The organism is Streptomyces sp. NPDC021093 (assembly GCF_044333135.1).
Taxonomy (GTDB): Bacteria; Actinomycetota; Actinomycetes; order Streptomycetales; family Streptomycetaceae; genus Streptomyces.
In genome coordinates, this window is sequence record NZ_JBIRQJ010000009.1 from 19,440 (window position 1) to 44,603 (window position 25,164).

22 protein-coding genes are annotated in these 25,164 nt (G+C 69.8%); 6 read left to right on the forward strand and 16 right to left on the reverse strand.

The genetic code is table 11. The annotated features are described in order from the left end of the window. Positions 1-42: 42 nt before the first annotated feature. The 13 genes from ACH4SP_RS27415 to ACH4SP_RS27475 form a co-directional block, all read right to left on the reverse strand. The gene (locus ACH4SP_RS27415; RefSeq protein WP_398418439.1) at positions 43-1,056 is read right to left on the reverse strand and encodes a beta-ketoacyl synthase N-terminal-like domain-containing protein; all 1,014 of its coding nucleotides are present in this window, start codon (positions 1,054-1,056) and stop codon (positions 43-45) included. Next, entirely contained in the window at positions 1,044-2,255 is a 1,212-nt protein-coding gene (locus tag ACH4SP_RS27420) for a beta-ketoacyl-[acyl-carrier-protein] synthase family protein (protein WP_398418441.1), read from the reverse strand. Before ACH4SP_RS27420 ends, ACH4SP_RS27415 begins: the two co-directional genes overlap by 13 nt. Then, positions 2,252-3,112 carry a beta-ketoacyl synthase N-terminal-like domain-containing protein gene (locus ACH4SP_RS27425; protein ID WP_398418442.1) on the reverse strand — a complete coding sequence of 287 codons (861 nt, stop codon included), beginning with the start codon at positions 3,110-3,112 and terminating at the stop codon, positions 2,252-2,254. Before ACH4SP_RS27425 ends, ACH4SP_RS27420 begins: the two co-directional genes overlap by 4 nt. Then, on the reverse strand, positions 3,109-4,248 hold the full coding sequence (locus ACH4SP_RS27430; RefSeq protein ID WP_398418444.1) for a beta-ketoacyl-[acyl-carrier-protein] synthase family protein: 1,140 nt from the start codon (positions 4,246-4,248) through the stop codon (positions 3,109-3,111). The genes ACH4SP_RS27425 and ACH4SP_RS27430 overlap by 4 nt, the downstream gene beginning before the upstream one ends. Further along, positions 4,245-5,822 (reverse strand): class I adenylate-forming enzyme family protein, encoded by a 1,578-nt coding sequence (locus ACH4SP_RS27435; RefSeq protein ID WP_398418445.1) that lies wholly within the window; start codon positions 5,820-5,822, stop codon positions 4,245-4,247. The genes ACH4SP_RS27430 and ACH4SP_RS27435 overlap by 4 nt, the downstream gene beginning before the upstream one ends. Next, a complete protein-coding gene (locus ACH4SP_RS27440; RefSeq protein ID WP_398418446.1) occupies positions 5,819-6,058 on the reverse strand; it encodes an acyl carrier protein in 240 nt (79 codons plus the stop codon). Before ACH4SP_RS27440 ends, ACH4SP_RS27435 begins: the two co-directional genes overlap by 4 nt. 7 nt (positions 6,059-6,065) lie before the next feature. Further along, the gene (locus tag ACH4SP_RS27445; protein ID WP_398418447.1) at positions 6,066-6,521 is read right to left on the reverse strand and encodes a PaaI family thioesterase; all 456 of its coding nucleotides are present in this window, start codon (positions 6,519-6,521) and stop codon (positions 6,066-6,068) included. Positions 6,522-6,541: 20 nt separating this feature from the next. Next, the gene (locus ACH4SP_RS27450) at positions 6,542-8,008 is read right to left on the reverse strand and encodes an MFS transporter (protein WP_398418448.1); all 1,467 of its coding nucleotides are present in this window, start codon (positions 8,006-8,008) and stop codon (positions 6,542-6,544) included. Next, entirely contained in the window at positions 8,005-9,426 is a 1,422-nt protein-coding gene (locus ACH4SP_RS27455) for an AMP-binding protein (RefSeq protein ID WP_398418450.1), read from the reverse strand. Before ACH4SP_RS27455 ends, ACH4SP_RS27450 begins: the two co-directional genes overlap by 4 nt. A gap of 141 nt (positions 9,427-9,567) precedes the next feature. Continuing rightward, positions 9,568-11,640: an FAD-dependent monooxygenase gene (locus ACH4SP_RS27460; protein ID WP_398418452.1), complete on the reverse strand. Its 2,073-nt coding sequence runs from the start codon at positions 11,638-11,640 to the stop codon at positions 9,568-9,570. After that, complete coding sequence (locus ACH4SP_RS27465) at positions 11,641-13,389, reverse strand: cobalamin-dependent protein (protein ID WP_398418453.1); 1,749 nt, start codon at positions 13,387-13,389, stop codon at positions 11,641-11,643. A 115-nt stretch (positions 13,390-13,504) separates the two neighbouring features. Next, complete coding sequence (locus ACH4SP_RS27470) at positions 13,505-14,218, reverse strand: 4'-phosphopantetheinyl transferase (RefSeq protein WP_398418454.1); 714 nt, start codon at positions 14,216-14,218, stop codon at positions 13,505-13,507. Continuing rightward, a complete protein-coding gene (locus ACH4SP_RS27475; protein ID WP_398418456.1) occupies positions 14,215-15,171 on the reverse strand; it encodes a metallophosphoesterase family protein in 957 nt (318 codons plus the stop codon). Before ACH4SP_RS27475 ends, ACH4SP_RS27470 begins: the two co-directional genes overlap by 4 nt. Before the next feature lie 324 nt (positions 15,172-15,495). Between ACH4SP_RS27475 and ACH4SP_RS27480 the strand changes: the two genes are divergently transcribed. The 3 genes from ACH4SP_RS27480 to ACH4SP_RS27490 all read left to right on the forward strand — a co-directional run bounded on the left by ACH4SP_RS27480 (position 15,496) and on the right by ACH4SP_RS27490 (position 20,520). After that, positions 15,496-18,177, forward strand: a complete 2,682-nt coding sequence (locus ACH4SP_RS27480; RefSeq protein WP_398418458.1) for a Helicase associated domain protein — start codon at positions 15,496-15,498, stop codon at positions 18,175-18,177. A 405-nt stretch (positions 18,178-18,582) separates the two neighbouring features. Beyond that, positions 18,583-19,302 (forward strand): esterase/lipase family protein, encoded by a 720-nt coding sequence (locus tag ACH4SP_RS27485; protein ID WP_398418460.1) that lies wholly within the window; start codon positions 18,583-18,585, stop codon positions 19,300-19,302. Positions 19,303-19,821: 519 nt separating this feature from the next. After that, positions 19,822-20,520 carry an SDR family NAD(P)-dependent oxidoreductase gene (locus ACH4SP_RS27490; protein ID WP_398418462.1) on the forward strand — a complete coding sequence of 233 codons (699 nt, stop codon included), beginning with the start codon at positions 19,822-19,824 and terminating at the stop codon, positions 20,518-20,520. Between the two features lie 266 nt (positions 20,521-20,786). Here ACH4SP_RS27490 and ACH4SP_RS27495 read toward each other — a convergent pair whose 3' ends face one another. Then, positions 20,787-20,993: a hypothetical protein gene (locus tag ACH4SP_RS27495; RefSeq protein WP_398418464.1), complete on the reverse strand. Its 207-nt coding sequence runs from the start codon at positions 20,991-20,993 to the stop codon at positions 20,787-20,789. A 179-nt stretch (positions 20,994-21,172) separates the two neighbouring features. Then, a complete protein-coding gene (locus ACH4SP_RS27500) occupies positions 21,173-21,715 on the reverse strand; it encodes a GNAT family N-acetyltransferase (protein ID WP_398419130.1) in 543 nt (180 codons plus the stop codon). Positions 21,716-22,200: 485 nt separating this feature from the next. On the opposite strand from ACH4SP_RS27500, the gene ACH4SP_RS27505 reads away from it, so the two are divergent. Continuing rightward, positions 22,201-22,326 (forward strand): hypothetical protein, encoded by a 126-nt coding sequence (locus ACH4SP_RS27505; protein WP_398418466.1) that lies wholly within the window; start codon positions 22,201-22,203, stop codon positions 22,324-22,326. 194 nt (positions 22,327-22,520) lie between these two features. Here ACH4SP_RS27505 and ACH4SP_RS27510 read toward each other — a convergent pair whose 3' ends face one another. After that, positions 22,521-23,105 (reverse strand): GNAT family N-acetyltransferase, encoded by a 585-nt coding sequence (locus ACH4SP_RS27510; RefSeq protein WP_398418468.1) that lies wholly within the window; start codon positions 23,103-23,105, stop codon positions 22,521-22,523. Between the two features lie 487 nt (positions 23,106-23,592). Between ACH4SP_RS27510 and ACH4SP_RS27515 the strand changes: the two genes are divergently transcribed. Further along, positions 23,593-24,411, forward strand: a complete 819-nt coding sequence (locus ACH4SP_RS27515; protein WP_398418470.1) for a hypothetical protein — start codon at positions 23,593-23,595, stop codon at positions 24,409-24,411. Positions 24,412-24,605: 194 nt separating this feature from the next. Then, positions 24,606-25,112, forward strand: coding sequence for a DinB family protein (locus tag ACH4SP_RS27520; RefSeq protein WP_398418471.1), 507 nt, complete (start codon positions 24,606-24,608; stop codon positions 25,110-25,112). The last annotated feature ends 52 nt before the right edge of the window (positions 25,113-25,164 follow it).

Genomic DNA, 25,164 nt, shown 5'->3' on the forward strand with positions numbered 1-25,164 from the left:
TGCGGCTCCTTTCTTCTCCGGATGCGTACGGCGACTCCCGGTTCACACGACGAGGGCTCCCCCGCCCTCGGACGGGGCGGTGTGACGGGGGGCCACGGTCATGTCGGCAAGTGCGATCGAGCCCTGGGCGGACGCCGCGAGAACAGCACGTCGGGTGGGGACGGCGTGCTCCTGTGCGAACAGGCCCAGGACGCGTTGCAGGGGGAGGAGGCAGCCGGCCTGCGCAGGGGCGGGGACGAGGACGACCTCGTCGCACAGCCGCCCCAGCCACCGGGCAACGGCCGTACCCACCGCGGAGTCGTCCAGCACCGCGTCGATCCGGTCCGGCGGATCGTCGCCCAGCAACGAGGCGAGTACGGCGGCGGCGGCGCCCGCCGCGGCATGGTGCGCCAGGAAGGCGCCGCGCGCCCCGCACGTGCCGTAACGCGCGTTGTCCCCCACGACGGGCTCGCAGTGCAGTACGACGGCGCCCGCCTCCGAGCGAGGGGCGGTCGGCCGGGCGGGCGGCAACGTCTGGGAAGGCGACAGCGCCTCCTCCACCGCGCCCACCAGCACCGTCCGTGCCCGGCCGGCGGCGACGGCACGGGCCGCTATCTGCAGCGCCTCAAGTCCGGCGGTGACCGGCGAGTTGACGGTGAGGTTGAAGCCGGTGATGCCGTGCTCCATGGACAGCCGACTGGCGAACGAGCTCATGGCGATGAACGGGCTGGCGGACGGCGACATCGCGTCGGCGCCTTCACGGATGATCGTGTGGTCCAGCTCCTCCAGCAGCGCGGCGCCCGTGTGGTTGATGCCCACCACCGCCGCCCGGTGGTTCGGTTCGGTTCTCGCGAGCCGGTCCCCGGCGTCGCCCACCGCCAGCCTCGACGCGGCGAGGAGGTACTTGCACGCGTCGGGGAGCCGCCGGTAGCCCCGTCCGGGCAGCGCCACCTCGGCCCGGAACCACCCGGAGACGGGCTCCCCGGCCGCCGCCAGCGCGCCCCCCGGCCCCAGGACACCCGGCGCCACGATCCCCAGGCCGACGACGGCCAGCTCCCCGCCGCTCACCGTGACCACCGCGCGTCCTCCCCCTTGACGTCCCTGACCACGAACGACGTGTTGTTGCCGCCGAACGCATAGGTGTTGACCAGCACCACGGGCGCCTCCAACGGCACGGCACGCTCCTGCGGCAGCCAGACGTCGCACTCCGGATCCTGATCGATCGGGGCGTTCGCCGGACACGTGCGGCGGCGCAGCATGAGCGTCGCCGTCAGGCAGCCGAACGCGCCCGCCGCACTGGTCGTGTGACCGATCATCGCCTTGAGCGAGAAGAGCGGCAGCGAACGGATCCGCGGGCCGAACATCCTTCGCAGCGCCTGGCTCTCCACCAGGTCGTTGAGCGGTGTGCCCGTCCCGTGGGGAATGACGCAGCCCACATCCGAACTGCTCAGTTTCGCGTCGGCCAGCGCGTCGGTCATCGCGCGGACGATCTGTTCGCCCGAGGGTTCGGGGGCCGTCGGATGGTACGCGTCGCAGCTCCAGGCGGCACCGGCCAGCTCGGCGTACGGCTCGGCGCCACGCCTCCTGGCGTGCCCGTCGGCTTCGAGTACGACCATGGCCGCGCCGTCGGCGAACATGGTGCCCGCCCGGTGCCGGTCGAACGGCCGGCAGCGCACCGGATCGGCGGCCCCCAACCGGTTGAAGGCACCCATACCGGCCCGGGTGGCGCCTTCGGCCCCGCCGACCAGGACCGTGTCCGCCTCACCCGCGCGGATCATGTCCAGGGCGATCGTGAGCGCGTAACCACTGGCCGAGCAGGCGTTTCCCACGCTCGTCAGTGCCGTCCGCGAACCGATGGCCGCGCCCACGACCGAGGCCGTGGGCGTCAGGGTCGTCCACGTCGTGCGCCCCGCGCTGCGCTGGAGCTCCTGCATGTCGGAGTTGCCCAGCTCCACCCCGAGTATCACGGGGAGGGCCCGGCACGCCTCACGGTCCAGACCGGCGTCCAAGAGCGCCTGCTCGGCCGCGGCGACCGCCAGGCGCGGGCTGCTGCCCAGCTCCACCCCGGCGTAGTGGGTCGGTTCGCCGGGCACCTGCGACCGGTCGACCAGATACATCTTCTTCGTGCGCATGTTCAGATGCGGCAGCGGAATCTCGGCAGGCTCCGCTCCGCCCGCGAGCAGGCCGTCCCAGTGCGCGGTGACCCCGGTGCCCAGGCTGGATATCGCGGCCAGACCGGTGATCACGACACGTCGGTCGCCGTCGAACGCGTTCATGTGTCCCTCCCGCTGGGGGGTGTGAGTACGAGCGCCGAGACCGACGTCCCGTCGCTCTCCCCGCTGCCGGCGCCCGCGACGGCGAGTGCCGGCTCGTTGCTGATCTGCTCCACGATCGACGCGCACTGCACCACACCCAGTGCGCCCGAGCACCGGCCGAACCGTGCCGTCGGCTCCTTGCCCAGCCGCCGGACCCCCGTGGCGCCCGCCGCCCGTACGGCGGACCACTCGTCGTCCGCCCTGCCGTATCCGGCGATCTCCGCGCGGATCCGCGCACCGCGGCCCACGGCGTGCGGCACGGACTCGACCACCAGGCCGACGGCCCCGTCGATCCACCGCGTACCGGCGCTCTCCCTGTGCAGCCTGGCCACCGACGGGCTGTCCGGCTCGACGCCTATCACCAGCACCGTCGTGGTCCGGCCCGCCGCGATCAGGTTCCGTGCCGAAGCCACGGCGTCGAGCCCGCTCGAAGCACCGTTGCTCAGCGTCAGGTTCGGGCCGCGCATGCCGTGGTCGAGGGCCACCCAGGCCGCCGAGACGGCACCCGACAACTGCGGCAGGCGCATCGGGCCGAGATCCGCGCTGCGGCCGGCGGCGAGCGTCGCGACCGAGTCGCACACCGGGTCCAGGTTCGCAAAGTTGCTGGAGACGATCACGGCCGCCCCGTCCAGTTCCGGCGCGCCCACCAGCCCGGCGTCCTCCAGCGTGCGCCGCGCCGCCCGCAGAGCGAACCGCGTCGAGCGGTCCTTGTGCCGCATGCCGCGTCCGGTCAGCTCGGTCGCCGGGTCGAAATCGGGCCCCGCAACCGCCCAGCCCACACCGGTGATCGCGGTCCGCACGGCAGCCCGAGCAGTCACGAGGCCACCCCTTCCACGATCGCCACCGCGTTGATCCCGCCCATACCCACGGCGTGCACCTGCGCGATGTCCAACGGCGCCCTGGCCGGCTCGCCGGAGACGACCCGCAGTTCACGGGTTTCCTCGATCGGGTCGGTGAGCCCGCCGACCGCCGGCACGGTCCGGGTACGGATGGCCTCCAGGGCCACGACGAGGTTCAGCAGCCCGGCCCCACCGGAGACATGGCCCGTGCCGCCCTTGATCGAGGTCACGAGCGGGCCGGGGCGGGCGGCCTTGAAGACCTCCCGCAGCGCGACCGCCTCCGCCACGTCGCTCTGCGACGTGCCGCTGCCGTGCACGATCACCAGGTCGACCTCGTCAGCGGTGAGCGACGCGCGCGCGTGCGCCTCCTCGATCGCGCGGACGACGCCCGCGGAATCCGGCGCCGTGGGATGTGCCGCGTCGCAGTTCATGCTCACGCCCCTGACCCGGCCGTACACCCGGCCGGGGTGCTCACCCGCGCGCCGCAGCACCACGGCCACCGCACCCTCGCCCATGATCATCCCGCGCCGCGACCTGTCGAACGCGCGGATCGTGTCCGGCGGCGGGAACTGGATCCGGTCGAACCCTCCGAACGAGCTCTCGGTCAGGGAGTCGGTGGCCGCCACCACCGCGGTGTCCGCCTCTTCGAGGGCGATCAGGTCGGTGGCCATCCCGAGCCCGCACAGCGAGGCCGCGCAGGCACTGGCGATGGTCTGCACGTTGTGCAGACCGAAGGCGGAGCGCAGGGCCGAGGTGAAGTGAAGGTCGGCGGGAGAGAGGGAGCCGCCGTAGCTCCACCAGAGCTCCGCGGTCCGCATCTCCCGGTGCGTGGTTCCGACCATCACCGGCGTCCCCGGCTCCGGCCGCGACAGCCCCGCGTCGGACAGGGCCTCGCGCACGACGCGCACCAGCCAGCGAGTCGCCCGCAGCGGCTCGTCCACACCGGGGCGCACCCGGTCCCGCACCTCGTACGCCGCCCCCGCCCGGTACTTGGCGGCGTCGAACGCGGCGAGCGGGCCCAGTCCCGAGCGTCCCGCACACAGCGCGCCGTGGATGTCGGCGACGGTGTCCCCGAGCGCGCACATCGCGCTCATCCCGATGATGTCCCAGCTCATGTCCCGCCCTCCGGACGAAGGACGGGGCCGCCGGGAGCGCCGGGTCCCGTGCCGAGGCGGAAGCGGGCCAGCTTCCCGTTGGCGGTGACGGGCAGCGCGTCGATGACCTCGACCCGGTGGGGCCTTTTGTACGGGGCCAGTTCGGTGCGCAGTACCGCCTTCACCGCCTTGCGCACGGCGTCGCGGCCCCCCGGGCCCCGCGCCACGACGTACACCGTGGCCTGTTCGAGCCCCGCGGGGTCCGTGCTGCCCACCACCGCGCAGTCGGCGACCCCGGCGACCCCGCGCACCACGCCCTCGATCTCGGCCGGTGCGATCTTGTATCCGCCGAGCAGCAGCATGTCGTCGGCCCGGCCCACGTGGCACAGGGCGCCACCGGCCGTGCGGTAGGCGATGTCGCCCGTGTAGACGCCGCCGTCGGCGAACACGCGGGCGGTGTCGTCGGGCCGGTGGAGATAGCCGAGCCCGACCGACTCCGTGGCGAGGTGCAGCCGTCCGGGAGTTCCGTCCTCGACCGGCCCCCCGGCCTCGTCCCGCACGGTGGCACTCACCCCGGGGACCGGGAAGCCGATCGACCCGGGAGCGGTGGCCCTCCCCCGGCCCACCGCCGTCGCCACGACCGTGTGCAGGACCTCGGTCGCTCCGTACCCGTTGATCAGCGGCACGTCGAGCACGTCGGAGATACGGGCGGCCAGCTCGTCAGGGAGGTGCTCCCCGGTCGCCACGGCCAGCCGCAACGAGCCGGTCCGCACCGCCTTGCCCTGCTCCACGAGTGCGAGCAGACCCGCGTAGAGACGGGGCACGGAGAACAGCACGGTCGGCCGGTACTTCTCCAGCGCCGCCGCCACTTCGTACGGATCGGCCTGCCCGTCGAGCAGTACCGAGCTCGCGCCCGCCGCGTACGGGTGCAGCAGCGAGTTCCCGAATCCGTACCCGAACGACAGTTTCGCCGTGGACAGCACGACGTCGTCCGGGGTGAGCTCCAGCAGGCTGCCCATGCCGCGCAGGACCGCGTGCACCGCCCGCAGACAGTGCCGCACCCCCCTGGGCCTGCCCGTACTGCCGGACGTGTACTGAACGAGCAGCTCATCGGTGTCGCGGAAACCCGCGGGCGGCGGCGTGGGCAGGCTCCCGCGCGCGGGGCCGAGGCCGGTGAGCAGCCCGGCGGTCCCGGCCCGCCGCCGCTCCGCGCCGATCGCACCCAACTCGGCCCGGTACGCCGACTCGTGCTCCGCGGCGACGTTCAGCTCGACGAACTCCGCCTCGCTGTCGCGCACGACGAAACCGATCTCCGCGGGCCGCAGCATCGGGTGCAGGACGACGGGCACGCACCCGTGCCACCACAGGGCGAGTACGCGGGTGACGGCCGCGACGCAGTCGTCGGACACCAGGACCGCCCGGCTGCCCGGCCGCACCCCGGCGGCCCGCAGACGCCCGGCGTACCGCGTCACCGCGGCCCGCACGTCCGCGTAGGTGACCTCACCCACCCGGCGGTCCGTGGCGCAGCGTCGGCCGCCGGGACGGTCGAGGAGCAGCAGCTCGACCGGGTTCGACGTCCCGGCAACGGGGTTCATGACACCTGATGCCGGTTGCGGAGCAGCCGCATCACATCATTCACGCTGTCCATCGCCGCGGCGTCCGCCGGGTCGAACTCCGCGCCGCAGGCGCGTTCCAGCGCCACGATGAACTCCGCCTTGTGCAGGGAATCCATATCGAGATCCACATAGAACGACTTGTTGACACCGACGTCGCAGACGTCGATCTCCAGGACATCTGCCACCAACTTCTGCACGGACTGGTCGGTCAGCACCGCATCCTCATTTCTTGACTTCCCGGATCGCTTCGGTGACGACCGACTCGCTCGTCACCCGGCCCTCCTGCCACAGGGAGACACGCACATCGGCGGAGCGCTCGTCCATCGTGTCCAGCTTCGCCTCGGCGCGCACGGCTCCGGGACGGGTCGCCGTCAGGTACTCCACGTTGAGCCGGGTCGTGGCGAACATCAGGTCGTCGCCCAGCAGGGTGTACATGGTGAACCCGGCGGCCTGGTCGTGAATGCTCGACACATGGCCTCCGAAGACGACGTTCGGATCCACGCAGAGATCGTCGGGAATGTGGAAGTCGACCGTGACGGAACCCGTCCGCCACTCCATCGAGACGACCTGGAGCGAGAGGCGCGCCACGAAGGCCGGAACCGGGGTGTTGCCGGCGGCGATCACATCGAGCATCTTCTGCCGCACCGTCATGGCACCCGAGGGCGATGACGCATTCACGTACGCTCCCACCTTCCCTGTCATGAAACAACACCGTCCCCGCGGCCCCGTCGCGCGATGAGCCAGACGAGCACCGAAGCCAGAAGAAACGCGACCGTCACCACGACCAGACCGAGCATCATGTTGATCCGGAGTTCCCGGTAGCCCAGATCCGTCAGGTTTCCGTGGAAGCCCCGGAAGAAGGCGAGGCCTATCACGGCGACGCCCAGCGAGGAACCGATCTGCTGGGCGGTGGAAAGCACCCCCGAGGCCGCGCCGGAATCGTCGTGCCTCACCCGTGAGATGACGAAGTTCAGCAACGGCCCGAGCACCAGGCCGAGCCCCAGTCCCGTGAACACCATCGAGGGCACCATCACGAGCCCGACGTTCGCCCCCGAGCCGCTCCACCACAAGGTGGCGATCATGAAAGCGCTGCCGGCGGCACAGACGACGGACCCCGTGAGAATGGTGCGCGGCGCGTCGAAGCGCTGCACGATGCGCGCCGACCACAGGGACGTGAGGGTGCTTCCCACCGCGTACGGCGCCATCGCCGCCGCCGTGGCGAGCGCGCCGTAACCCAGGCCGTACTGAAGCGTGATGGAGAAGTACAGGAAGAACGGGACCACCGCGGAGAAGTACACCAAGTACAGGGCCAGGGCCAGCCGGAACGTCGGATCGGCCCACAGGCCCGGCCGCAGCAGGGGGACCTTGTCCTGCCGCTCCAGCGCCGCCTCCAGCCAGAGGAACACCGCCACCAGCACGGGCGCGCAGGCGAGCAGCAGCCACCCCCACAGCGGCCAGCCCTGATCGCGGCCGATCGTGAGCGGCACCAGCAGCGTGACCAGCATCAGGACTACGATGAACGAGCCCGCGTAGTCGAGCCGCAGGCGCAGTCCCCTGTGCGCCGGCACCATGCGCGGTGCCAGCGCGACCAGGACGACACCGACCGGGATGTTGATCAGGAAGATCGGGCGCCACTGCAGACCGGCGACATCCGCGGCGATGAGAAGACCGGCGATGAGGGGGCCCGCGATCGTGGCGCAGCTGATGACCGCCCCGAGCAGCGCGAACGCGCGCCCACGCCGCTGCGCCGCCACCGTGAGGTGCACCGTCGCGATGATCTGCGGATACAGCACGGACGCGGAAAGGCCCTGCCACACACGGGCGGCGATGAGCTCACCCGGCCCCTGCGCCAGTCCGCAGGCCAGGCTCGCCAGGGTGAAGGACACCGCGCCGATCATGAACATGCGCCGTCTGCCGTACAGGTCTCCCAGCCGCCCGCCGGTGATGAGCATCACCGCGTAGGCCACCACGTACCCCGCGACCACGAGCTGCACGTCCGGCACGGTGGCCCCGAGGTCCTGCTGGAGGCTCGGGACGGCGACGTTCACGATCGAGGTGTCGGCGAGCAGCATGAAGGCGGCGCCCAGTACGAGTACCAGGGCCTTCCTCTCCGACGGCAGGAACCGGTGCGCCGCCGGTTCCGCCTCCGTGGCCGGACCGCTCATCCGCGGGCCTCGTGGGGCAGCAGCCGGTGCCGGCGGACCTTCATCGTGCCGGTGAACGGAAGTTCCTCCCAGCGCCGGTGGTCGACCCTGGTGTCCTGCGGCAGCCCCGCCCTGTCGAGCGCACGCCGCCGGCGCTCCTCCTCCAACGGCCTGCCGTCGGCCGTGGCCGCCACCACCGCGACCGCACCGTCCCTGGAGGTGATCACCACCTCGGCCAGCTCCGGCAGTTCGTCGAGCAGGACGTCCTCGGCGCGCAGGGTGCTGGGCACCCCGGGTACCTGGTCCACCTGCCGGTCGTAGAGCTCCAGGTGCCCGTCCGGCCGCAGCATGCCGATGTCGCGCATGGGCCACCAGGTGTCCCGGCCGGGCAGGGGCGCGTGTCCGAGCATCGATTCGGCGCGGGCGGGGGTACGTACCTCGATGTGGCCCGGGGTGCCGACGGGAAGCTCCGCCCCGGCGTCGTCCACGATGCGGATCTCCATGCCGGGGAACGCCGCGCCCACGTCCCGGGAGTCCAGCCGCCCCGGTTCCCTGACGTCGGCACGGGTGGTGACCAGCAGCGTGACCGGGCCGGTCTCGGTCTGCCCGTACGCCTGGACGAACGTCGGGTTCGGATGGTCCGAGGCCTCCAGCAGCGTCCGCAGCGTGCGCGGGTGAAGGGCGTCGAAGCTGCTGATGAAGCGCCCCACCGAGCTGAAGGGGTTCGGTGTTTCGCGCGCCAGGGGCTCCCAGCGCAGGAACATGTTCGGCTGGGCTTCGAGGGTTTCCGGGCGGTGCCGCAGGAGCGCCTCGGACACCGCCCCCTGTTCGGGGGAGGAGATGCCGAGGAAGGGCAGTCCCGTGTGGAGCACCGTCAGGAGCCCGGACGACATCCGCACGTGCACGAAGGACAGGCACTTCGCGCTGGTCCCGGAGTAGCTCAGCGACTGCACCACGCCGATCTGGGGGGCGACGTGGGCGAACAGGGAGTCCACCGTGTGCACGAGGAGTTTGGGCTTCCCGGTGGTGCCGGACGAGTGCGTGACGAGAACCGGATCCGTGCCCGCACGACGGGTGACCCGGTGGGGCGCCGTGTCAACGAGCGGGACCCCTCCCGCCCACACGGCGTCGGCGGTGAGCAGCAGGACGCGGGTGACGCACTTGTCGAGCTGGTCCTGCCAGGGCCGCAGGAGGGCGGCGCCCTCGGCGTCGGTCACGAGATGGGGCTGCTGGAGGTCCTCCAGACAGCGCACGAGATCGGCCGGTTCCATCTGCACCGACAGCAGCGCGGGCAGCGCACCGATGCGGACGACCGCGCACTGAATGGCCTGGATGTCGAAGTGATTGGGCTTGACCAGGGCGACCACCGCGCCCGGCCGCACGCCCGCGGCCCACAACCGGTCGGCATAGTCCGCGACCACGACGGCGAAGTCGCTCACCGTGTGCGGAGTTCGGCAGGCCGATTCCCATGAGGTGTCCGCAGCCAGGGTGGTCTCACCATGGTCCTCCGCCGCGCTTTCCGGCAGGAGGCCAAGATCTGCGATAGGAAGCACGGTGTCCTCTCGGTGGTGACTGATCGGTCAGGGCTGGTCGTGTGTGGCAGAGCGAGGAGACGTTCCGTCCGCGGCGTGCCAGGGCCAGTTCACCGGCGACCCGTCGACGACGCACAGGTCCGCCCGCCCGGCCAGGACGATCGTGTTGACGTCCGCCGCGGAGATCGGGCCCGCCGCGATGACGGCGAGCCCGTTGTCGTGTCCGGACCGGTTGCGGATCCGGTCCGCGTACCTGTCCGCGTCGCTCTGGCTGTCGGCGCAGACGTGCAGCGCCGTCGCACCGCGCGCGGCGAACTCGTCCGCGATCTCGGCCACTTCATCGGCGCCCTCTCCGTCCGGGTACCACCGTGCCGGTGAGATGCGCAGGCTGATCGGCCGCTCCGCGGGCCAGACCTCGCGGATCGCACCGAACACCTCCAGCGGGTAGGCGAGGCGCTCGCGCAGCGAACGGCCCTCACCGCCCCGTCCGTCGGCCGCCGGGGACAGCAGCGAGGAGAGCAGACCGCCGTGGGCGCAGTCCAGTTCCAGCAGGTCGAACCCGTCGACGGCGCGCCGGGCCGCCGCGGTGAACGCGCGGCGCAGCTCGCCCGGCGGCGGGGCCGAGCCGTCCGGTCCGAAATGGCCGAGCTGCGCGCCGACCTTCGCCGGTGAGTGCGCGTGGACGAAGTCCACCACCCGCCGCCACCCGGCCTCCTGCTCCCCGGTGTACAGCCCGGCTCCAGCGGGGGCGGCCGTGCCCGTGGCGGAAACGGACAGCGGCCCCGTCAGCACCAGTCCGGCCCCGCCCAGCGCCGCGCCGCCCAGGTGCACCAGGTGGAAGTCGTCCGGCGCACCGCGGCGCGTGGAGAACACCTCGCCGGGGGCGGCCACGACGCGGTTGACCAGATCCACCCCGGCGAGCGTGAACGGCTGGAGCATCGGCGGGCCCGCCCGGCCGTCCGCCGCTTCGGCGAACCACCGCTCCGCCCGGCCGACGAACTCGGGGGCGCGCCGACGCAGACCGGCGTAGGAGACCCGGCGGCTGCGGGTCAGCAGGTTCACCGCGAACTGCTGCGGCGCCTGGCGGGTGTACCGGTCGACGTTCTCGAACCACTCCTGGCTGGCCCGCGCGGCGCGTTGCAGGGAAAGGACCGCGGGGCGGCGCTCGGCCTCGTACGCGGCCAGGGCTGCTTCCGTGTCCGGGTGTGCGTGCAGGCACTGGGCCAGGGCCGACGCGTCGTCCATCGCGAGCTGGGTGCCCGAGCCGATGGAGAAGTGCGCCGTGTGGGCGGCGTCACCGATCAGCACGATGTTGCGATGCCGCCAGCTCTGGCAGTGCACCGTGGGAAAGCGCAGCCAGCGCGAGTTGTTCCCGTGGAGCTTGTGCCCGCCCAGGATGTCCTTGCACAGCTCGGAGATGATCTCGATCGACCGTTCGTCGCCTTCCCCGGGCGCGAGCTGCGCAGGAGCGACGTCGGCGAACCCGGCCGCGTGCCAGGCGGTTTCGGACATCTCCAGAACCAGGGTGCTGGAGTGGTCGGAGTCGGGATACGCGTGCACCAGCAAGGCCCCGCCCGGCGTGTCCACGACGTAGAACTTGAACGAGTCGAGCTCCATGTTGCTGCCGAGCCAGATGTACCGGCACGCGCCGGTGCGCACCGAGGGCCGGAAGGCCGCGGCAAGTCGTTGCCGGGTCAGGGAGTTGACCCCGTCGGCGGCCACCACGACGTCGTGGTCGGCGGCGAGGGCCTGCGCGTCGGTGATCTCGCCGCCGTGGCGCACGAGGACGCCGAGCCGGGCACAGCGCCGCTGCAGGGCGGTGAGCAGGCCGGTGCGGCTCACCGCGGTGAACCTGTTGCCGCCCGCCGTGAACGTGGAGCCGGCGCAGTGCACCTCGATGTCGTCCCAGCGGGCGAGAATCGGCCGCAACTCGGCCACGAGGGCCGCGTCGGCGCGCTCGATCCCGTCCAGCGCCCGGTCGGACAGCACCACACCGAACCCGAAGGTCTCGTCGGGCTCGTGCCGCTCCCAGACGGTCACCTCGTCGGCGAAGCCGAGCCGACGTGCCAGCACGCCGAAGTACAGCCCGCCGGGACCACCACCGATCACAGCGATCCTCATTTACGCCCCGCGGACCTGCGACGGGGCGGCCGACGACACCAGCACGTCCTGGATCAGCTCCGGCGGGACGGTGGCATCGTCGAACCAACGGCCGCCGAGGGGCCGGGGAACGGGCATGATCTGGTCGTTCGTGTACGACAGGACCTTGCGGTTGTAGTCGCGGATCTGGTCCCGCAGATCGGCAGGCAGCTTCTTGTCGAGCTCCAGCGCCCGCTCCATTTCCCCGAGCAGCGTCCGCGTCTCGTCGATGGTCCTGAGTACGGCCTTGCAGAAACCGGCGGGGAGCACCCCGTACTCGCCCTTGATCTCCACCAGACGACTGATCGCTTCGTAGGAGACGTCCTGGAGCTGGCGCCTGTCGAGCCAGTTCGTCGAATAGTTCAGGCGCCGGTGCCACAGCGGTTCGACCATGGCCCGGCGGTGTTCTTCCAGCGTCCGGTGGTGAATGGTGTAGCCGTGCTTCTCCGGTTCTTCGAAGAACTGGGAACCCGGGTCGAGGAAAGGCACCATCGGGCAGATCAGCGGAAGCGCTCCCCATCCGCCGAACTTGCGGATGAGTCGCTCGGAGTACGCAATCGTGTCCATGACCGATTGTCGGTCCTGGTACGGCATCCCGATGAAGTACCAGATCATGATGCCTTTCACACCGGCATCGAGAGCGCGCGGAATCCACTCCTCCATCTGCTCCATCGTGTAGTTCCCGCGACCTGCTGCCTTGCTGATCCGCAGATCGTGGGACTCCGGGGAGAGCATGATGTAGGAATCCGTTGACTCGCCCATCTTCTTGAGGATGTCGGGCGATGTCAGGCTGAACTGCTCGAAGTGCACGCTCTTGTATCCGAGCTCCTTCACGGCGTCCAGATACTGGTGCATTCGTGTGCGGTTCTCGGAATAGCACTGGAGCGCGTAGATCGAGGTGCGCTTCGCCGCTTCGCTCATGGTGCGGAGCTCTTCGACGACGAGGTCGTTGTCCTTCTGGATCAGGGTCCTGCGGACGCCCATGATGTTGCGGTAGGCGAACCTGGACCCGCCGCACCAGCCGCAGTCGTGCGCGCAGCCGGTATTGGGCAGGGTCATGATGAGCTTGGAGCCCTCCGGCCCCGCGTCGGTCACGTCGCGGTAGTACGACCAGTCGTTGCGCACGTTGTTGTAGTTCTTCTCCGGCGTGTGCGAGAAGCCGGTGGTCTGCACCTCGCCGTCGGTCTTGTACAGGAGGTTGGGGATGGAGCGGAAGTCCCTCCGGCCCTGCCGGACCCTGGTGACCAGCTCGGTGACCGGGTCGAGGGTGTCGTAGCCCTGCACCACGACGTCCACGCTCGGGTACTGGATGAGCTGCTCGGCGTAGTAGGTCGCCGAGATGCCGCCGAAGATCGTGAGCGCCTCGGGATGCACTTCCTTCACGAGGGCCGCGAGTTCGACCGATCCCTGACAGTGCGCCATCCAGTGCAGATCAAATCCGAAAATCGGGGCCTCGAAGCGGGAGATCAGCTTCTTGACATCCAGTTCGGGATGCATGAGCATAAGCGAGGCGACATTAACGATTTTCGTGTCGAACCCGTTGTCGGCCAGGCGCTGTTTGATAGAGAACCAGCCGATGGGGTAGATCTCGTAGACCGAGGTGACATTAACGCTGTCGCTGTCGCTCAGATAGGCGAACAGCATGTCGTCGCGCTCGCGGAAGTCGAAAACGCTGGGCGCGTGTAACAGGAAAAGATCGGCGCCAAGTTGTGGTTCCGGTAAGTGATCCATACTCGTGCCCTCCTGCTCACTGATTACTCAGAGGCGACATTCGGAACAGAATGCCTTCTTCCGGGCCGGGGCGTCAAGGGCAGTTCAGGACGGACTCCGCAAGGATCTTTCCCCCCTATTGATCTTTGTGTTCCGCCGGGATCTCCGTGTTCCACGCGGGGCGAAGTCCGGGCAGGTGGGCGACGGCGGTCAGGACGAGGCCGTGCGTGATGTTCCAGCGGCCGTGGAAGACGTCCAGCGGTTCTCCCGCAGAGCCTTGTCCGAAACGCAGCAGCCGGGCGCGGAAGGTTCCTGTGGTGGGGCTGATGTCCAATTCGGCCTCCGTGAAGCCCAGCCACTGGCCCGTGAGCGGGTACCACGCCTTGTAGACGGACTCCTTGGCGCTGAAGAGCAGCCGGTCCCAGTGCATGTGCGGTGCGTGGTCGGTCAGTTGGGCCACCAGCCGCCGCTCCCGCGGCAGCGCCGTCCTCGCGAGCAGTCCGGCGGAAACCGGCGCGTGCGGCTCCGCGTCGATACCCAGGGAGTCCACCTCGGCGCCGCGGGCGACGGCCGCCGCGCGATACCCCTCGCAGTGGGTCATGGACCCCACGACCGTCGGCGGCCACCGCGGCTCTCCGGCCGGGCCGGGGACCAACGGTTCTGCCGTACGCCCCAGAGCCGTCAACGCCCGGTGCGCGCAGTGCCGCACCGTCGCGAACTCGCGGCGCCTGCGGTCCGTCGCCCGCTCTACGGCCTTCTCCTCCTCGGGAAAGAGGAACACCGCCGCCGGGTCCCCGAAGGACTCGGCCACCCGCACGCAGGACGGCAGGAGCGGACCCAGCAGGCTCACGCCCGTCCGGCACCCCGGGAGGGGCCGCCGTCCTCCAAGGGGCGGCCGATGGCGCCGGAGGGGCCGATGCCGCCGGAGGGGTCGACGCCCGCGGGGAGCCCGGTGGCCGCGGAGAGATCGATCCGGCGCAGCACACCGTGCGGATGGCCGTGCCGCTGCCACTCCCGCGGGTAGCCGATGGAGACCTCGTGGAAGGGCACGCCGTCGTGGACGGTACGGCGCGGGATGTGCAGGTGTCCGTACAGCACGCAGGCGACATGGAACCGCCGGTGCCACGACTCGGTGCGACGGGTACCGCACCACATCGCCAGATGCGGGTGACGCAGCACCCGTGTCGGCTCGCGGACCAGCGGATAGTGGTTGACGAGCACCAGCGGAACGTCCGGGTCGTCCACCTGTGCGAGCCGGCGCTCCGTGTGGGCGACCCGGGCGGAGCACCAGGCCTCACGGCTGGGGTACGGGTCGGGATGCAGCAGGGCCTCGTCCTTGAACGCCAGCCCCGTCTCCTTCGCCACCGCCATGCCCTGTGCCTTGGACGTCGCGCCCTCGGGCAGCCAGGTGTAGTCGTAGAGCAGGAACAGCGGCGCTATCCGCCGCGGCCCGTGCGCGGAGCGGAACACCGGGTAGGGGTCCTCGGGGGTGACGACGCCGAGTTCCCCGAGCATCTCCACCAGATGCAGGTAGCGCGCCTCGCCGCGCAGGCCGAGTCCGTCCGAGGGGAGGGTCCACAACTCGTGGTTGCCGGGCGTCCAGACCACCGTCTCGAACCGGTCCGCGAGCATCGCCATGGTGCGGTGCACCTCCTCGGCGGTTTCCGCGACGTCGCCCGCCACGACGAGCCAGTCGCCGGGAGACTGAGGCCGTAGGTTCTCGACGAGTTCCTTGTTCCCCCGTACCGACGCATGCAGGTCACTGACCGCCAGCAGACGCCCGGGAGTTCGAACACCAGTCACAGCGGCACCATAGCGGCTCGGGAACGGCCGTCGCTCAGAACCACCTGTCGATTTCGGCCGCCACCCCGTCCCAGAGCCGCCGTGGCGGCTTGTGAGTTCTGCCGAAGTTGACGACTAGGTTCAAAAGTAACGGCCCCGCCGTTTCCTCATCACCGTGCGTCGATCCCGAATTTGGCGCGACGCGCGGGGTGTCGGCGGGTTCGGTTCCCACCGATCAGCCGAGCCAGGCAGTCTTGTCTGAAAGACAATGGAGTCGTGTCGGATGATCCCAGAGGGCGGGTGGCTGTCCTGAGTCGCGTGGCCGCGGTGCGGAGCGAGGGTTCGATGCAGAAGTTGATGCCGCATCAGGCGACGGGGGTCGAGGCGGTGGTTCGTGCCCTGGAGGCTCCGGCCGGTACCGTCCCTGACGGTGGTCTGCGGGCGCAGGTGCGGATGGCGTGCGGGACGGGCAAGACGCGGCTCGCGGCCGAGGTGGCCAACCGGGTGGCCGGGGGTGGACGGGTCCTCGTGGTGGAGCCCACGTTGGAACTCGTGCGGCAGAACCTGGTTGCCTTCCGGCGGGATGGTGGGCGCCGCGGAGCGATGGCCGCCGTGTGTTCCCTCGGGGCCGGCGATCAGGCTTTGGTCCAGTACGACGTTCCCTCGACTATGTCTCCGGCTCAACTGGCCTGGTGGTGGCAGCAGTTGGAGAAGCAGGGGCATCGGACCTGGACGGTGTTCACCACCTACGCCTCCATCCCGACCATTGTGGACGCCCATGCCCTCGATCTCCCCGGCATCCGCCCTTTGCCCGCCTGGGACTTGATCATCACCGACGAAGCGCATCGAAGTGCCGGCACCACCAGCTGGTCGTTGGTCAACGAGCAGACGGCGCTGCCCGCGGTGCGGCGGCTCGCCCTGACAGCCACTCCCCGGATCTGGAGCACTCTGCCCCACGGCGGCGGGGCAACAACGGATCTCTCCTGGCCCGACGACGAGGGCGTAGCAGCGGGATCCGAGAGCGTTGAGGCAGTGGCTGTTGAGGCGGGTAGGGCGCAGCTTGAGGTTCCGGTGCGGGGTGTGCGGGTGCCGGTGGTCGGGGTGGAGCGTCCGCTGGCGTCGATGGACAACCCGGCGTGGTTCGGGCCGGTGGCGTACGAGCTGTCTCTGCAGGCGGCTCAGGCTGCGGGGTTGGCGGCGCGGTTTCAGATCGTGGTCGCGGAGATCAACGACCCGGTCCTGCAGGAGGCCGTCGCCTTGGAAGGGCGTACGAGCGAGCGGGTTCGGGGACTGTATCTCGCGGCGCAGCAGACGGCGGTGTTGAAGGCGGCGCGGAAGTACCGGCTGAAGCGGGTGCTGGCGTACGCGAATCGGGTCCAGGACGCGGAGGCGTTCGCTTCCGGTCTCGCGGCTCAGGCGGTGCGGTTGCGGGAGGCCGGGGTGGCGGTGCCGCGGCGGGTGGCGGGGGCGGTGCTGTCCGCGAAGGATCCTGTGTCCCGGCGGCACCTGGTGCTGCGGGAGATGCTCGTGCAGGGTCTGGACGAACGGGGCCGGGCGGTGGACTGCGCGGTAGTGGCATCCGTACGCCTGCTGTCCGAAGGTGTTGACGTGCCTGCCGTCGACGCGGTGGCCTTCATCGACCCGCGCGGCGGGGCCGTCGACCTGGTCCAGTGTGTCGGGCGGGCCCTGCGGATCCCCGCAGGGCAGCGGGCCCGTGCGGAGCAGGGCGGCGGGGAGGGTGGAGTGGGACCCGGGGCGGGGCTGCCGGAGAAGGTGGCGACGATCGTGGTGCCGGTCGTTCATCTCGGGCCGGGCAGCGGGACTGATCTGTACGGTCCGGCGTGGGAGCCGGTGGTTGCTCTTCTGCGGGCGTTGCGGTCTCACAGCGAAACGTTGATCGATCAGCTCACCAGTCCTCGGAAGCCGCACACGCTCCTCGATGCGGAGGATGCGGCTGAGGAGGAGCGGGTGGGGGTGCTGCGGTTCCTGCTCGGTGAGCGGGATGCCGGAGAGATCGCCCAGTGGGTCAAGTTGAAGGTCAGGGAGGGGCTGCAGGGGGACGCCTCCCGCGCTCTGGCCGCCGCGCACCGCTTCCACCAGCGCTCCGGGCATCTGAGAGTCCCGCGTGATTACCGGGAGGGTGAGGTTCTCCTGGGGGTGCAGGTGGAGAGCTGGCGCAAGGCCTACCGCGCCGGTGAACTCGCCGGAGCCCTCACCCGGGAGCTGGAAGGGCTGGGGATCCAGTGGGCGCCCCGTATCGATGCGTGGAACACCGCCTGGGATGCCATCGGTGCGTACGCGGTGCGGCAGGGGCATCTCCTCCCCCGGCGTGAGGAAACCATCGAGGTCGAGGGGCGGAACCGGGGCATCGGGCGGATCATGACCGATTGCCGGCGCCCGGCTTTCGCTGTCCGCTGGCCGGGGCGTGTGGCGGCTCTTGACGGGCTCGGGGTGCCCTGGCGGGTGATCGGGCCGTGGGATGCCGCGTGGCAGCGTCATCTGGAACTCATCGACCGGTACCTGCGGGAGGGCGGCACGGTCGGTGAGCTCCTGGGCGGGTCACGTCGGTACGGTGGCGAGGATCTCGGGAAGTGGGTGACGGGGCAGCACCACCGGTGGTACCAGCTGAAACCGGAGCAGCGCCAGGGACTAGTCGAACGCGGCCTCGGGCGTGCACCCGCCACCGCTCCGGGCACGGGTGCGGAGAAGGACTCCGCGGGGCACGGGGCACCGGGCGAGCTGCTGGCAGTGGTACGGCGGCGCAGCCGCAGCGAGCGCTTCCAACTCCTCGTCCGAGCCGCCGAACACCACCGCGACCAGATCGGGCCCCTGGTGGATGAACGCGGGCGGCACATCGTCGACCCCGCGTACACCGTGAGCGTGGACGGGGTGATGGTCCGGCTCCGTCAACGCCTCCACACCGCACGCCAACGACGGAGCGACCTCAACGAGGAGCGACTCCAACAGTTGAGTGCCCTCGGACTCCCGTGGGCGGACGACGAGATGGACCTTCGCCACGCGAGCTGACGTGTACGCCCGCGCCGAGTTGGGGGGGGTCCTCCATGTGCCCGCCGGCGGTTCGTTGCCGTCCGGGGGGCTGCGGACGCAGGTCATCACGACGACCGCAACCGGCAAGACCTGCATTGCCGCGTCCTTCGCCCAACAGCCGCGCGCACGCCGGGTGCTGATGCCGTCCGGCTCAACTGTCATCAACCGCCCCTGCCAAGACAGTTGGTGCAGTTGACATCCTTCTCGGTGGGTACATGGCTGAGTCCGAGATCGGCGGTGCCGATCGCCGCGAAGCGCTCCTTCACCCGCCCGTTCACGGTGCGGACGGTAGGTCAGCGAAGCGGTGCACGGGGCTGTTCATCCGCGCCCGCAGGCCCCACCATGCTCCTGACTACTCGTGCGTAACAGGTCGTAGGGGGAAGTGTGCTGAAGCCCGGCTCCCGGTTCGGCGGCAGGATCGCCGTTCCGCTGCTCGCCGTCGTCGTGGCCCTGTTCCTGCCGGCCGCCACTGTCCATGCGCAGGCGCCGGCGCGAAGCACGGACGCCACCCGCATCCCGGTGGTCTTCGTCCACGGCTACAACGCCGACCCCGGCGTATGGGGCGCCCTGCGGGAGGACTTCAAGGCCGACGGGTACACCGAGGCCGAGCTCTTCTCCTTCGGCTACGACACCCACCAGTCGGTCAACGAAGCCCTGTCCGGCGAACTCGCCGCGTACGTCCAGAGCGTCAAGCAGCAGACCGGAGCGAGCCGCGTCGATCTCGTCGCCCATTCCTTCGGCAGCCTCGTCACCCGTTGGTACGCGAAGTTCGACCCCGCCGGCCAGTCGTCCGTGGCGCACTGGGTTTCCCTTGCCGGTCCCAACCACGGCACCAGCACTGCTTGGGCCTGTGCCCTGTGGGACCAGGCGTGCCGCGACATGACTCCCGGCTCCTACGTCCAGAAGCGGCTCGCGGAGGGCGACGAGACACCCGGGGCCGTGCACTACGCCACCTGGTGGTCGAACTGCGACGAGGTCATCAACCCCGACGACAGTGTGCCGCTGACCGGTGCCGTCAACAACGCCGTCGGTTGTCTCGACCACAACGAACTCCTTGGTGACGACGCGGTCTCCCGGGAAGTCCGCGCCACCCTCCGCCTCTAGCTCGACTCCCGGCGAGCAAGTCCCGTTTCTGACTGCGCGGATCGCGCGGGCGGGCAACCCTGCGGTACGACGGCGAAGCGGGTGGGAGACCGGTTCGACGGGCTGTGTCAGGGCGGGACGGTACGGGGACGGGGCGGGCCGTCGTCGGGTGTGCCGGGGCCGAGATGGTGGCGCGGCCGGGGCCAGGAGGCGGGTGCGCGCCGAACTGAGCGAGCGCGTCGAGTCCGTCCAAGGGGTCGAGCGCCCCGCTCCGGCCGTCCGGCCACCCCCGTCGGAACCGCCTCTCTCCGAACCCCTCACGAAATGATCTTCAGGGGCTCTACTCCGGCCCTGCGCCCAGCCGCAAAGCGGACATCATCTGACCTAGATGACTCCTACGGTGGTCTTTGTGAGCGCGCAGAGCAACAGGAGCACCTACTTTCATAGCTGAGAGTGACTCTTTCGGTCACCTGTCGGCGCACTGCGCGGGAGACGACGGCCGTGCCGGCCCCGCAGGGCCGGCACTCAAGGAGCACAGCCATGAGCACGACGACACTGATCACCGGGGCCAACAAGGGCCTGGGCCTTGAGACCGCCCGCCAGCTGCTCGCGGCCGGTCACACCGTCTACATCGGGGCCCGCTCCCAGGCCAAGGCTGAGCAGGCCGCCCAAGAACTCGGGTCGAACGCCCGCCCACTGGTCATCGACATCACCGACGACGCCTCCGTGAAAGCGGCGGCCCAGCAGGTCGGGACCGAGAGCGGGGCGCTGGACGTGCTGGTGAACAACGCCGGCATCGCCGACCCCTCGGACGACGACGGCCCGACCGGGTCGGACATGCTCACCGTCCTGGACACCAACGTGGTCGGCATCGTCCGCATGATGCACGCCTTCGTGCCGCTGCTTCAGGCCGGCAAGGGCGTGGTCGTGAACGTGGGCAGCGGCCTGGGCTCCTTCGGCCGCACCACCGACCTCTCGCGCATGGAGGGCCAGTTCGCCGCCCCCGCCTACAACGCCTCCAAGGCCGCGGTGTCGATGCTCACCGTCCAGTACGCCAAGATCTACCCGAACATGCGGATCAACGTCGTCGACCCCGGCTTCACCGCCACCGACTTCAACGGCAACACGGGCATCCAGACCGTTGCCGAAGGCGCCGAGGCCATCGTCCGCGCCGCACAGATCGACACCGACGGCCCGACCTCCACCTTCACCGACCGCGACGGCAACATCCCCTGGTAGAGCGCCAACCATGCTGTCGTCGCGTATCTCCCAGCGGGTCCGCAGGCGACGGCACCAATGCAGGTCACGAACCCTCGCTCCGGCCTGTCCCCGTCCCCGTCCCCGGCAAGCCCACCTGGCCAGGACGCGAGAAGACGGAAGAAGCATGGGGCCCGCGGAGTGCACAGCGGTCGATGCCCACGCTGCGGCCGCTGGGCTCCGTCCGGTGTCGGCTCGGCGATCGACGGCCGACACTTCGTCGAGGCCCGTTTCGCGCAGGATGCGCTTCACCGTGTCATCCAGGGCGCTGCCAGCCTCGATGATGGTCTCCAGACCGCCGGGCAGGAGGCCCTGCGTGCGATACCAGTTGCGTAGGTGCTCGCCGTGACCTGGCGCAGGTACGCCAGATCAGGTTTCGTGGCGTGCCGGTCGACGTACAGGATGACCTCGACGACCATGTGCAACCCGGCGGCCAGGGCGTAGCGGGCCGTCATGCCGATCAGGCCGATGCTGGCAGCGCCACGGGGACTACACGTCCCATGACCCCTACGGCCCTGTTCACATGACGGCCCGACGCCTCGCTGATCACACGCAACCCGACGGCGAGTCGAACATCGCCACTGTGACAGTCCTGAAGATCAGGTCGAGTCGGGCAGCCCCTCAGGCCTCGGGGTCAGGCCTCGGGGTCCCGCAGGCCCACGCAGTCAAAGGCCCAGAAGGCCTCTGAGTAGACGAAGGTGCCCGTCATCCACGGCTCGTGAGCGGACAACCGGGCGACCTGAAACGCGGCTTCCGGGATACGCAGCGACGGCGAACGGAAACCCACCGCACTGGCGCCCTCGAAGCCGCGCGTGCCGTAGTAGTGCGGCGAACCCTCCAGGAACACCAACGGCACACCCTGGCTGTCGGCCGCCTCAAGGGCGTGGGCGACGAGCTGCGTACCGATGCCCTGACGCTGGAACTCAGGGACCACGCCCAGCGGTGACAGCGACAGGACGTCCACGATCCGACGCGGAGCGTCCAACCGCGTCGCGCTCAGCAGGACATGCCCGACGACCCGGTCATCAACGACAGCGACGAAGGACATCGGCGCCCATGCGGCCTCCGCAACGCGAAGTGCCGCCACGAGCCCGGGAACCCGATCGCTGTCACCGAAGGCGCGCGCATGAACCTCGCGCACCTCTCGGTGATCTTCAGCGGTCTCTTGCCGGATCACCGGCCTGGCCCTACTAGCGGGCGCGATCCGGGGGCCTGCAGGCGCATCGTGTGACGTCATGGCCGCGAGGGTAGATCGCGGGGCGGCTCATGCGCGAGGCAATTGCGCACCAGGCCGTCAGCGGTTCTGTGAAGTCTGCTGCTGATCCCTGAACGAGGTTCCGTTGGTGGGTCATTGCCCGGTCTACGGCAGAGGCGGGGGCTTTGACGCGGGTAGGGGCGCGGTGGGGGGTAGTCCTCGTACTTGGCTCAACGCCAGACGTGTTCGATGGCGTGGGGTTCGGGGCTGCGGGGCTGCACCTCATCATTCCGCCCGGCAGGGCGGGTCGGCCCGAGGGCGGGTATGGAAGCGGTGTGGCTACGTCAAGCACGTCTCCGCCGGCACCTCTCGGTCAAGATCGCTGGATTGCCCCGTGGGCGGCGGTTTTCGGGCAACTGCGGTCCGCCGAGGGGCCGGTTGGGCCATTCCCTGCTTCTTGGGAAGTGATGCGTGCGTTTGGACTGCGTACGACCAGAAAGCCGAAGGAGGTGTCCATCATGCGCGAGATCGAGATCAAGCCTGTGGCCGTCAAGCGGGAAGAACGCCGCACCAGTGCCTTCAGCAAGAAGTGACCGAGGGGCGGTGCCAGCGCGGCATCTACCGGTGCCGGCCCGTGCCCCTGGGCAGATCAGGGATCAGTCCTGTGAGTGAGAGGAGTGGATGTGCGGGCCTTCACGTCATGCGCGTGGCCAGACCTTCGCGAAGCCTCCCGCAAAGAAGGGACTTCGCCACTCAACCCGAACGTGGTCCTCCACCAGAAGCGGACTCAACTCCGCACTTCGCGGGCTGGAACCGGCCCGGCCTGCGGCCGCCACTCCCGCCTGATCAGTCCGAACACCCATGAGTCGGACACCTCTCCGTTCACCACGCAGTCTTCCCGCAACGTCCCTTCCCGCACGAATCCGACCTTCTCCAGGACTCGGGCAGAAGCCACGTTGCGCGTATCGGTCTCGGCCTGAACCCGATTCAGGTCCAGTGCGTCGAATGCCCACTGCAGCACGGCGTGTGCGGCCTCCGTCGCATAGCCGTGGCCCCACATCGCCTCGTCGAAGACATAGCCCAACGACGCGCTGCGGTAGTCCGGATTCCATCCGGTCAGACCGCACCAGCCGACGAAGGCCCCGTCAGAAGCACGGTCGATGGCGAGCCGTGCCCCGGTGCCCTCGTCCGCCATCGTCCGGCACATCCCGATGAAACGCTCGGCGCGGGCCCGCTCGGTCCACGGCGGGGAGTCCCAGTAACGCATCACGTAAGTGCTGCTGTGCAGCGCGAACAGGCGGTCCGCGTCGGCGTCGGTGAAGGGGCGCAGCCGCAGGCGAGCGGTATGCAGTACGGGGGTGGCCAAAGTCATGCGCATCATCTTGTGTCCTCATGGGCGGGCAGAACACCGAATATCCGATCCCGGTCCGGCCCTCACGGCTAAGGCACCACCCACCGGCAGATCCTGCATGCCTTCATCGGCGGCTTCGTGCCGTACGAACGGCCGGGCCTGAGGCCGAAGGCCCGCCAGGTTTTCGAGACGGTGGTCTGCGACAGTCCGGCGAGGGCTGCCGCCGAGCGGGTCGACCAGTGCGTTGCTTCCCTGCGCTGCTTTCCCCGCTGGCTGGACGGAGGAGAACTGGCCCCAGACTTCAAGCCGGTAGACCGAGCCGGAGTCGTTCCCGAAACAAGTGGGCACGGCGTGCGCCTGCGCCGTGGCAGGGGGCGGGTGCCCTCCGATGTACGGGCGGCGTTCGGGTGAAGTAGGACGGCGCGTGCCCCGGTCACGGGCGTGGCGCGGCGGCGGGCAGCAGACCGCGGCCGTCCCGCTTTCCCCTTCTGTTGAGACGAGCCCCGTCATGCGACGAACTCTCCTTTTCGGCCTGACCACCGCCTTGCTCGGCGTGGTCGGCACGTCCGCGAGCTACGCGGCCCCCGCCCTGCCCCTCAGCGCGCCCACGGGCGCATCGGCCGAACGGCACTGTGGTGGCACCACCAAGTTCCCGGGCATCGAGGGGGCCAAGGCCAACGTCAACTCCTGTGTCCGGACCAACGGTCAGTTCATGACGGTCTCCGCCCCCGCCGACTGCTTCACGCCCATCATCGGCGGCTACGAAAAACAGAAGGTCTGTTCCACTTACGGCTCGTGGAAGATGTACCGGAACGGCAACGAGGTCGCCACCGGAGAGATCGACACCCCGGTGCCGTACGTCGGACCCGGCACCTACAAAGTGATCAGCTCGGTCACTGCCGTGGGCAGTGGAGACCACATCGGCAACAGCACACAGGCCGGCACGACCGAGAAGACCTTCACCCTCACCACCGCCCGCGTCCGGATGCCGTTCAGCGTCGCCCTCACCCCCGGCCACCTGACACCCGGACAGGACACCGACCTCACCATCACCGTGACCCGCGCCCAGGGCAACACCATCAACAGAGCCCAGCTGCAACTCCACACCGGCGCCGCTCGCACGAAGGACCCTCGCTGCCAGCGAGCCCGCATCTACGGCGACCCCTACATCACGGCCTGCGACGTGAGGATCGCCCCGGGCGAGTCCACCGTGTTCAAGTTCGCCGTGGAGCGAAGCCTGCAGGGGTGCTACCCGTTCGCGTGGCGTCTGCAGTGGGGCAGCACGGAACTGCGCAAGACCTTCCCCTGCCAGAAGTCCGCAAGCTGAACTCCCGACGAGCGCCTGCCCCACACAACCAACTTCACCCGGGCCGCTGAGGACCTGTCCGGCAGATCATGCCGGGCGGCCCAGCAGTGCTGAATCGCCGTATCGGCCCGCCGGGCAAGGAGCTGGGTGCAACAGGTTGGGGCCCTCGATTAATGCCTCGACACCGGTCGCGATGGTCGGAGACGCTTCGCGCGATGACCAGAATCAACGACACACCGTCTGCGTGGGACGACCGCACCCAGCTCACCACGTTTCTCGACTACGCACGTAACACCGCCCGCGCCAAATGTGACGGCGTCTCTGCGGAGAACGCACGCAAGGCACTCCTGCCGGGCTCACCGCTGATGACCATGAGCGGAGTGATCAACCACCTCCGCTGGGTCGAGCACTACTGGTTCCAAGCGGTCTTCCTCGGCGAGGAAGACCAGGGCCCCGGGACCGAGGAGGACCCCGACCGCGAGATGCGTATCGCCGTCGACTTCCCGCTCACGCAGTTGCTCGACGAGTACGCCGAACAGAGCGACCACTACCGCGAACTGGTCGCCGGGAACAGCCTGGACAAGCAGGCCCGGCGAACCATCCGCAACGGCCTCCACGTCGACCTGCGCTGGATCCTCCTCCACCTCACCGAGGAGACGGCCCGGCACAACGGCCACCTGGACATCCTGCGCGAGATGCTCGACGGCACAACCGGCGACTAGACCCGCGAGAGGTCGCGGGCGGAGCCAGAGTCAGAGTCGGAGTCAGAACGAG

Coding starts and splice junctions, on each gene's coding strand:
- ACH4SP_RS27495 (WP_398418464.1), bottom strand. CDS start 20,993: ATGACGGCCCGCTACGCCCTGGCCGCCGGGTTGCACATGGTCGTCGAG.
- ACH4SP_RS27505 (WP_398418466.1), top strand. CDS start 22,201: ATGCGTGCGTTTGGACTGCGTACGACCAGAAAGCCGAAGGAGGTGTCC.
- ACH4SP_RS27460 (WP_398418452.1), bottom strand. CDS start 11,640: ATGAGGATCGCTGTGATCGGTGGTGGTCCCGGCGGGCTGTACTTCGGC.
- ACH4SP_RS27490 (WP_398418462.1), top strand. CDS start 19,822: ATGAGCACGACGACACTGATCACCGGGGCCAACAAGGGCCTGGGCCTT.
- ACH4SP_RS27520 (WP_398418471.1), top strand. CDS start 24,606: ATGACCAGAATCAACGACACACCGTCTGCGTGGGACGACCGCACCCAG.
- ACH4SP_RS27510 (WP_398418468.1), bottom strand. CDS start 23,105: ATGACTTTGGCCACCCCCGTACTGCATACCGCTCGCCTGCGGCTGCGC.
- ACH4SP_RS27465 (WP_398418453.1), bottom strand. CDS start 13,389: ATGGATCACTTACCGGAACCACAACTTGGCGCCGATCTTTTCCTGTTA.
- ACH4SP_RS27515 (WP_398418470.1), top strand. CDS start 23,593: ATGCGACGAACTCTCCTTTTCGGCCTGACCACCGCCTTGCTCGGCGTG.
- ACH4SP_RS27435 (WP_398418445.1), bottom strand. CDS start 5,822: ATGAACCCCGTTGCCGGGACGTCGAACCCGGTCGAGCTGCTGCTCCTC.
- ACH4SP_RS27430 (WP_398418444.1), bottom strand. CDS start 4,248: ATGAGCTGGGACATCATCGGGATGAGCGCGATGTGCGCGCTCGGGGAC.
- ACH4SP_RS27480 (WP_398418458.1), top strand. CDS start 15,496: ATGCAGAAGTTGATGCCGCATCAGGCGACGGGGGTCGAGGCGGTGGTT.
- ACH4SP_RS27450 (WP_398418448.1), bottom strand. CDS start 8,008: ATGAGCGGTCCGGCCACGGAGGCGGAACCGGCGGCGCACCGGTTCCTG.
- ACH4SP_RS27420 (WP_398418441.1), bottom strand. CDS start 2,255: ATGAACGCGTTCGACGGCGACCGACGTGTCGTGATCACCGGTCTGGCC.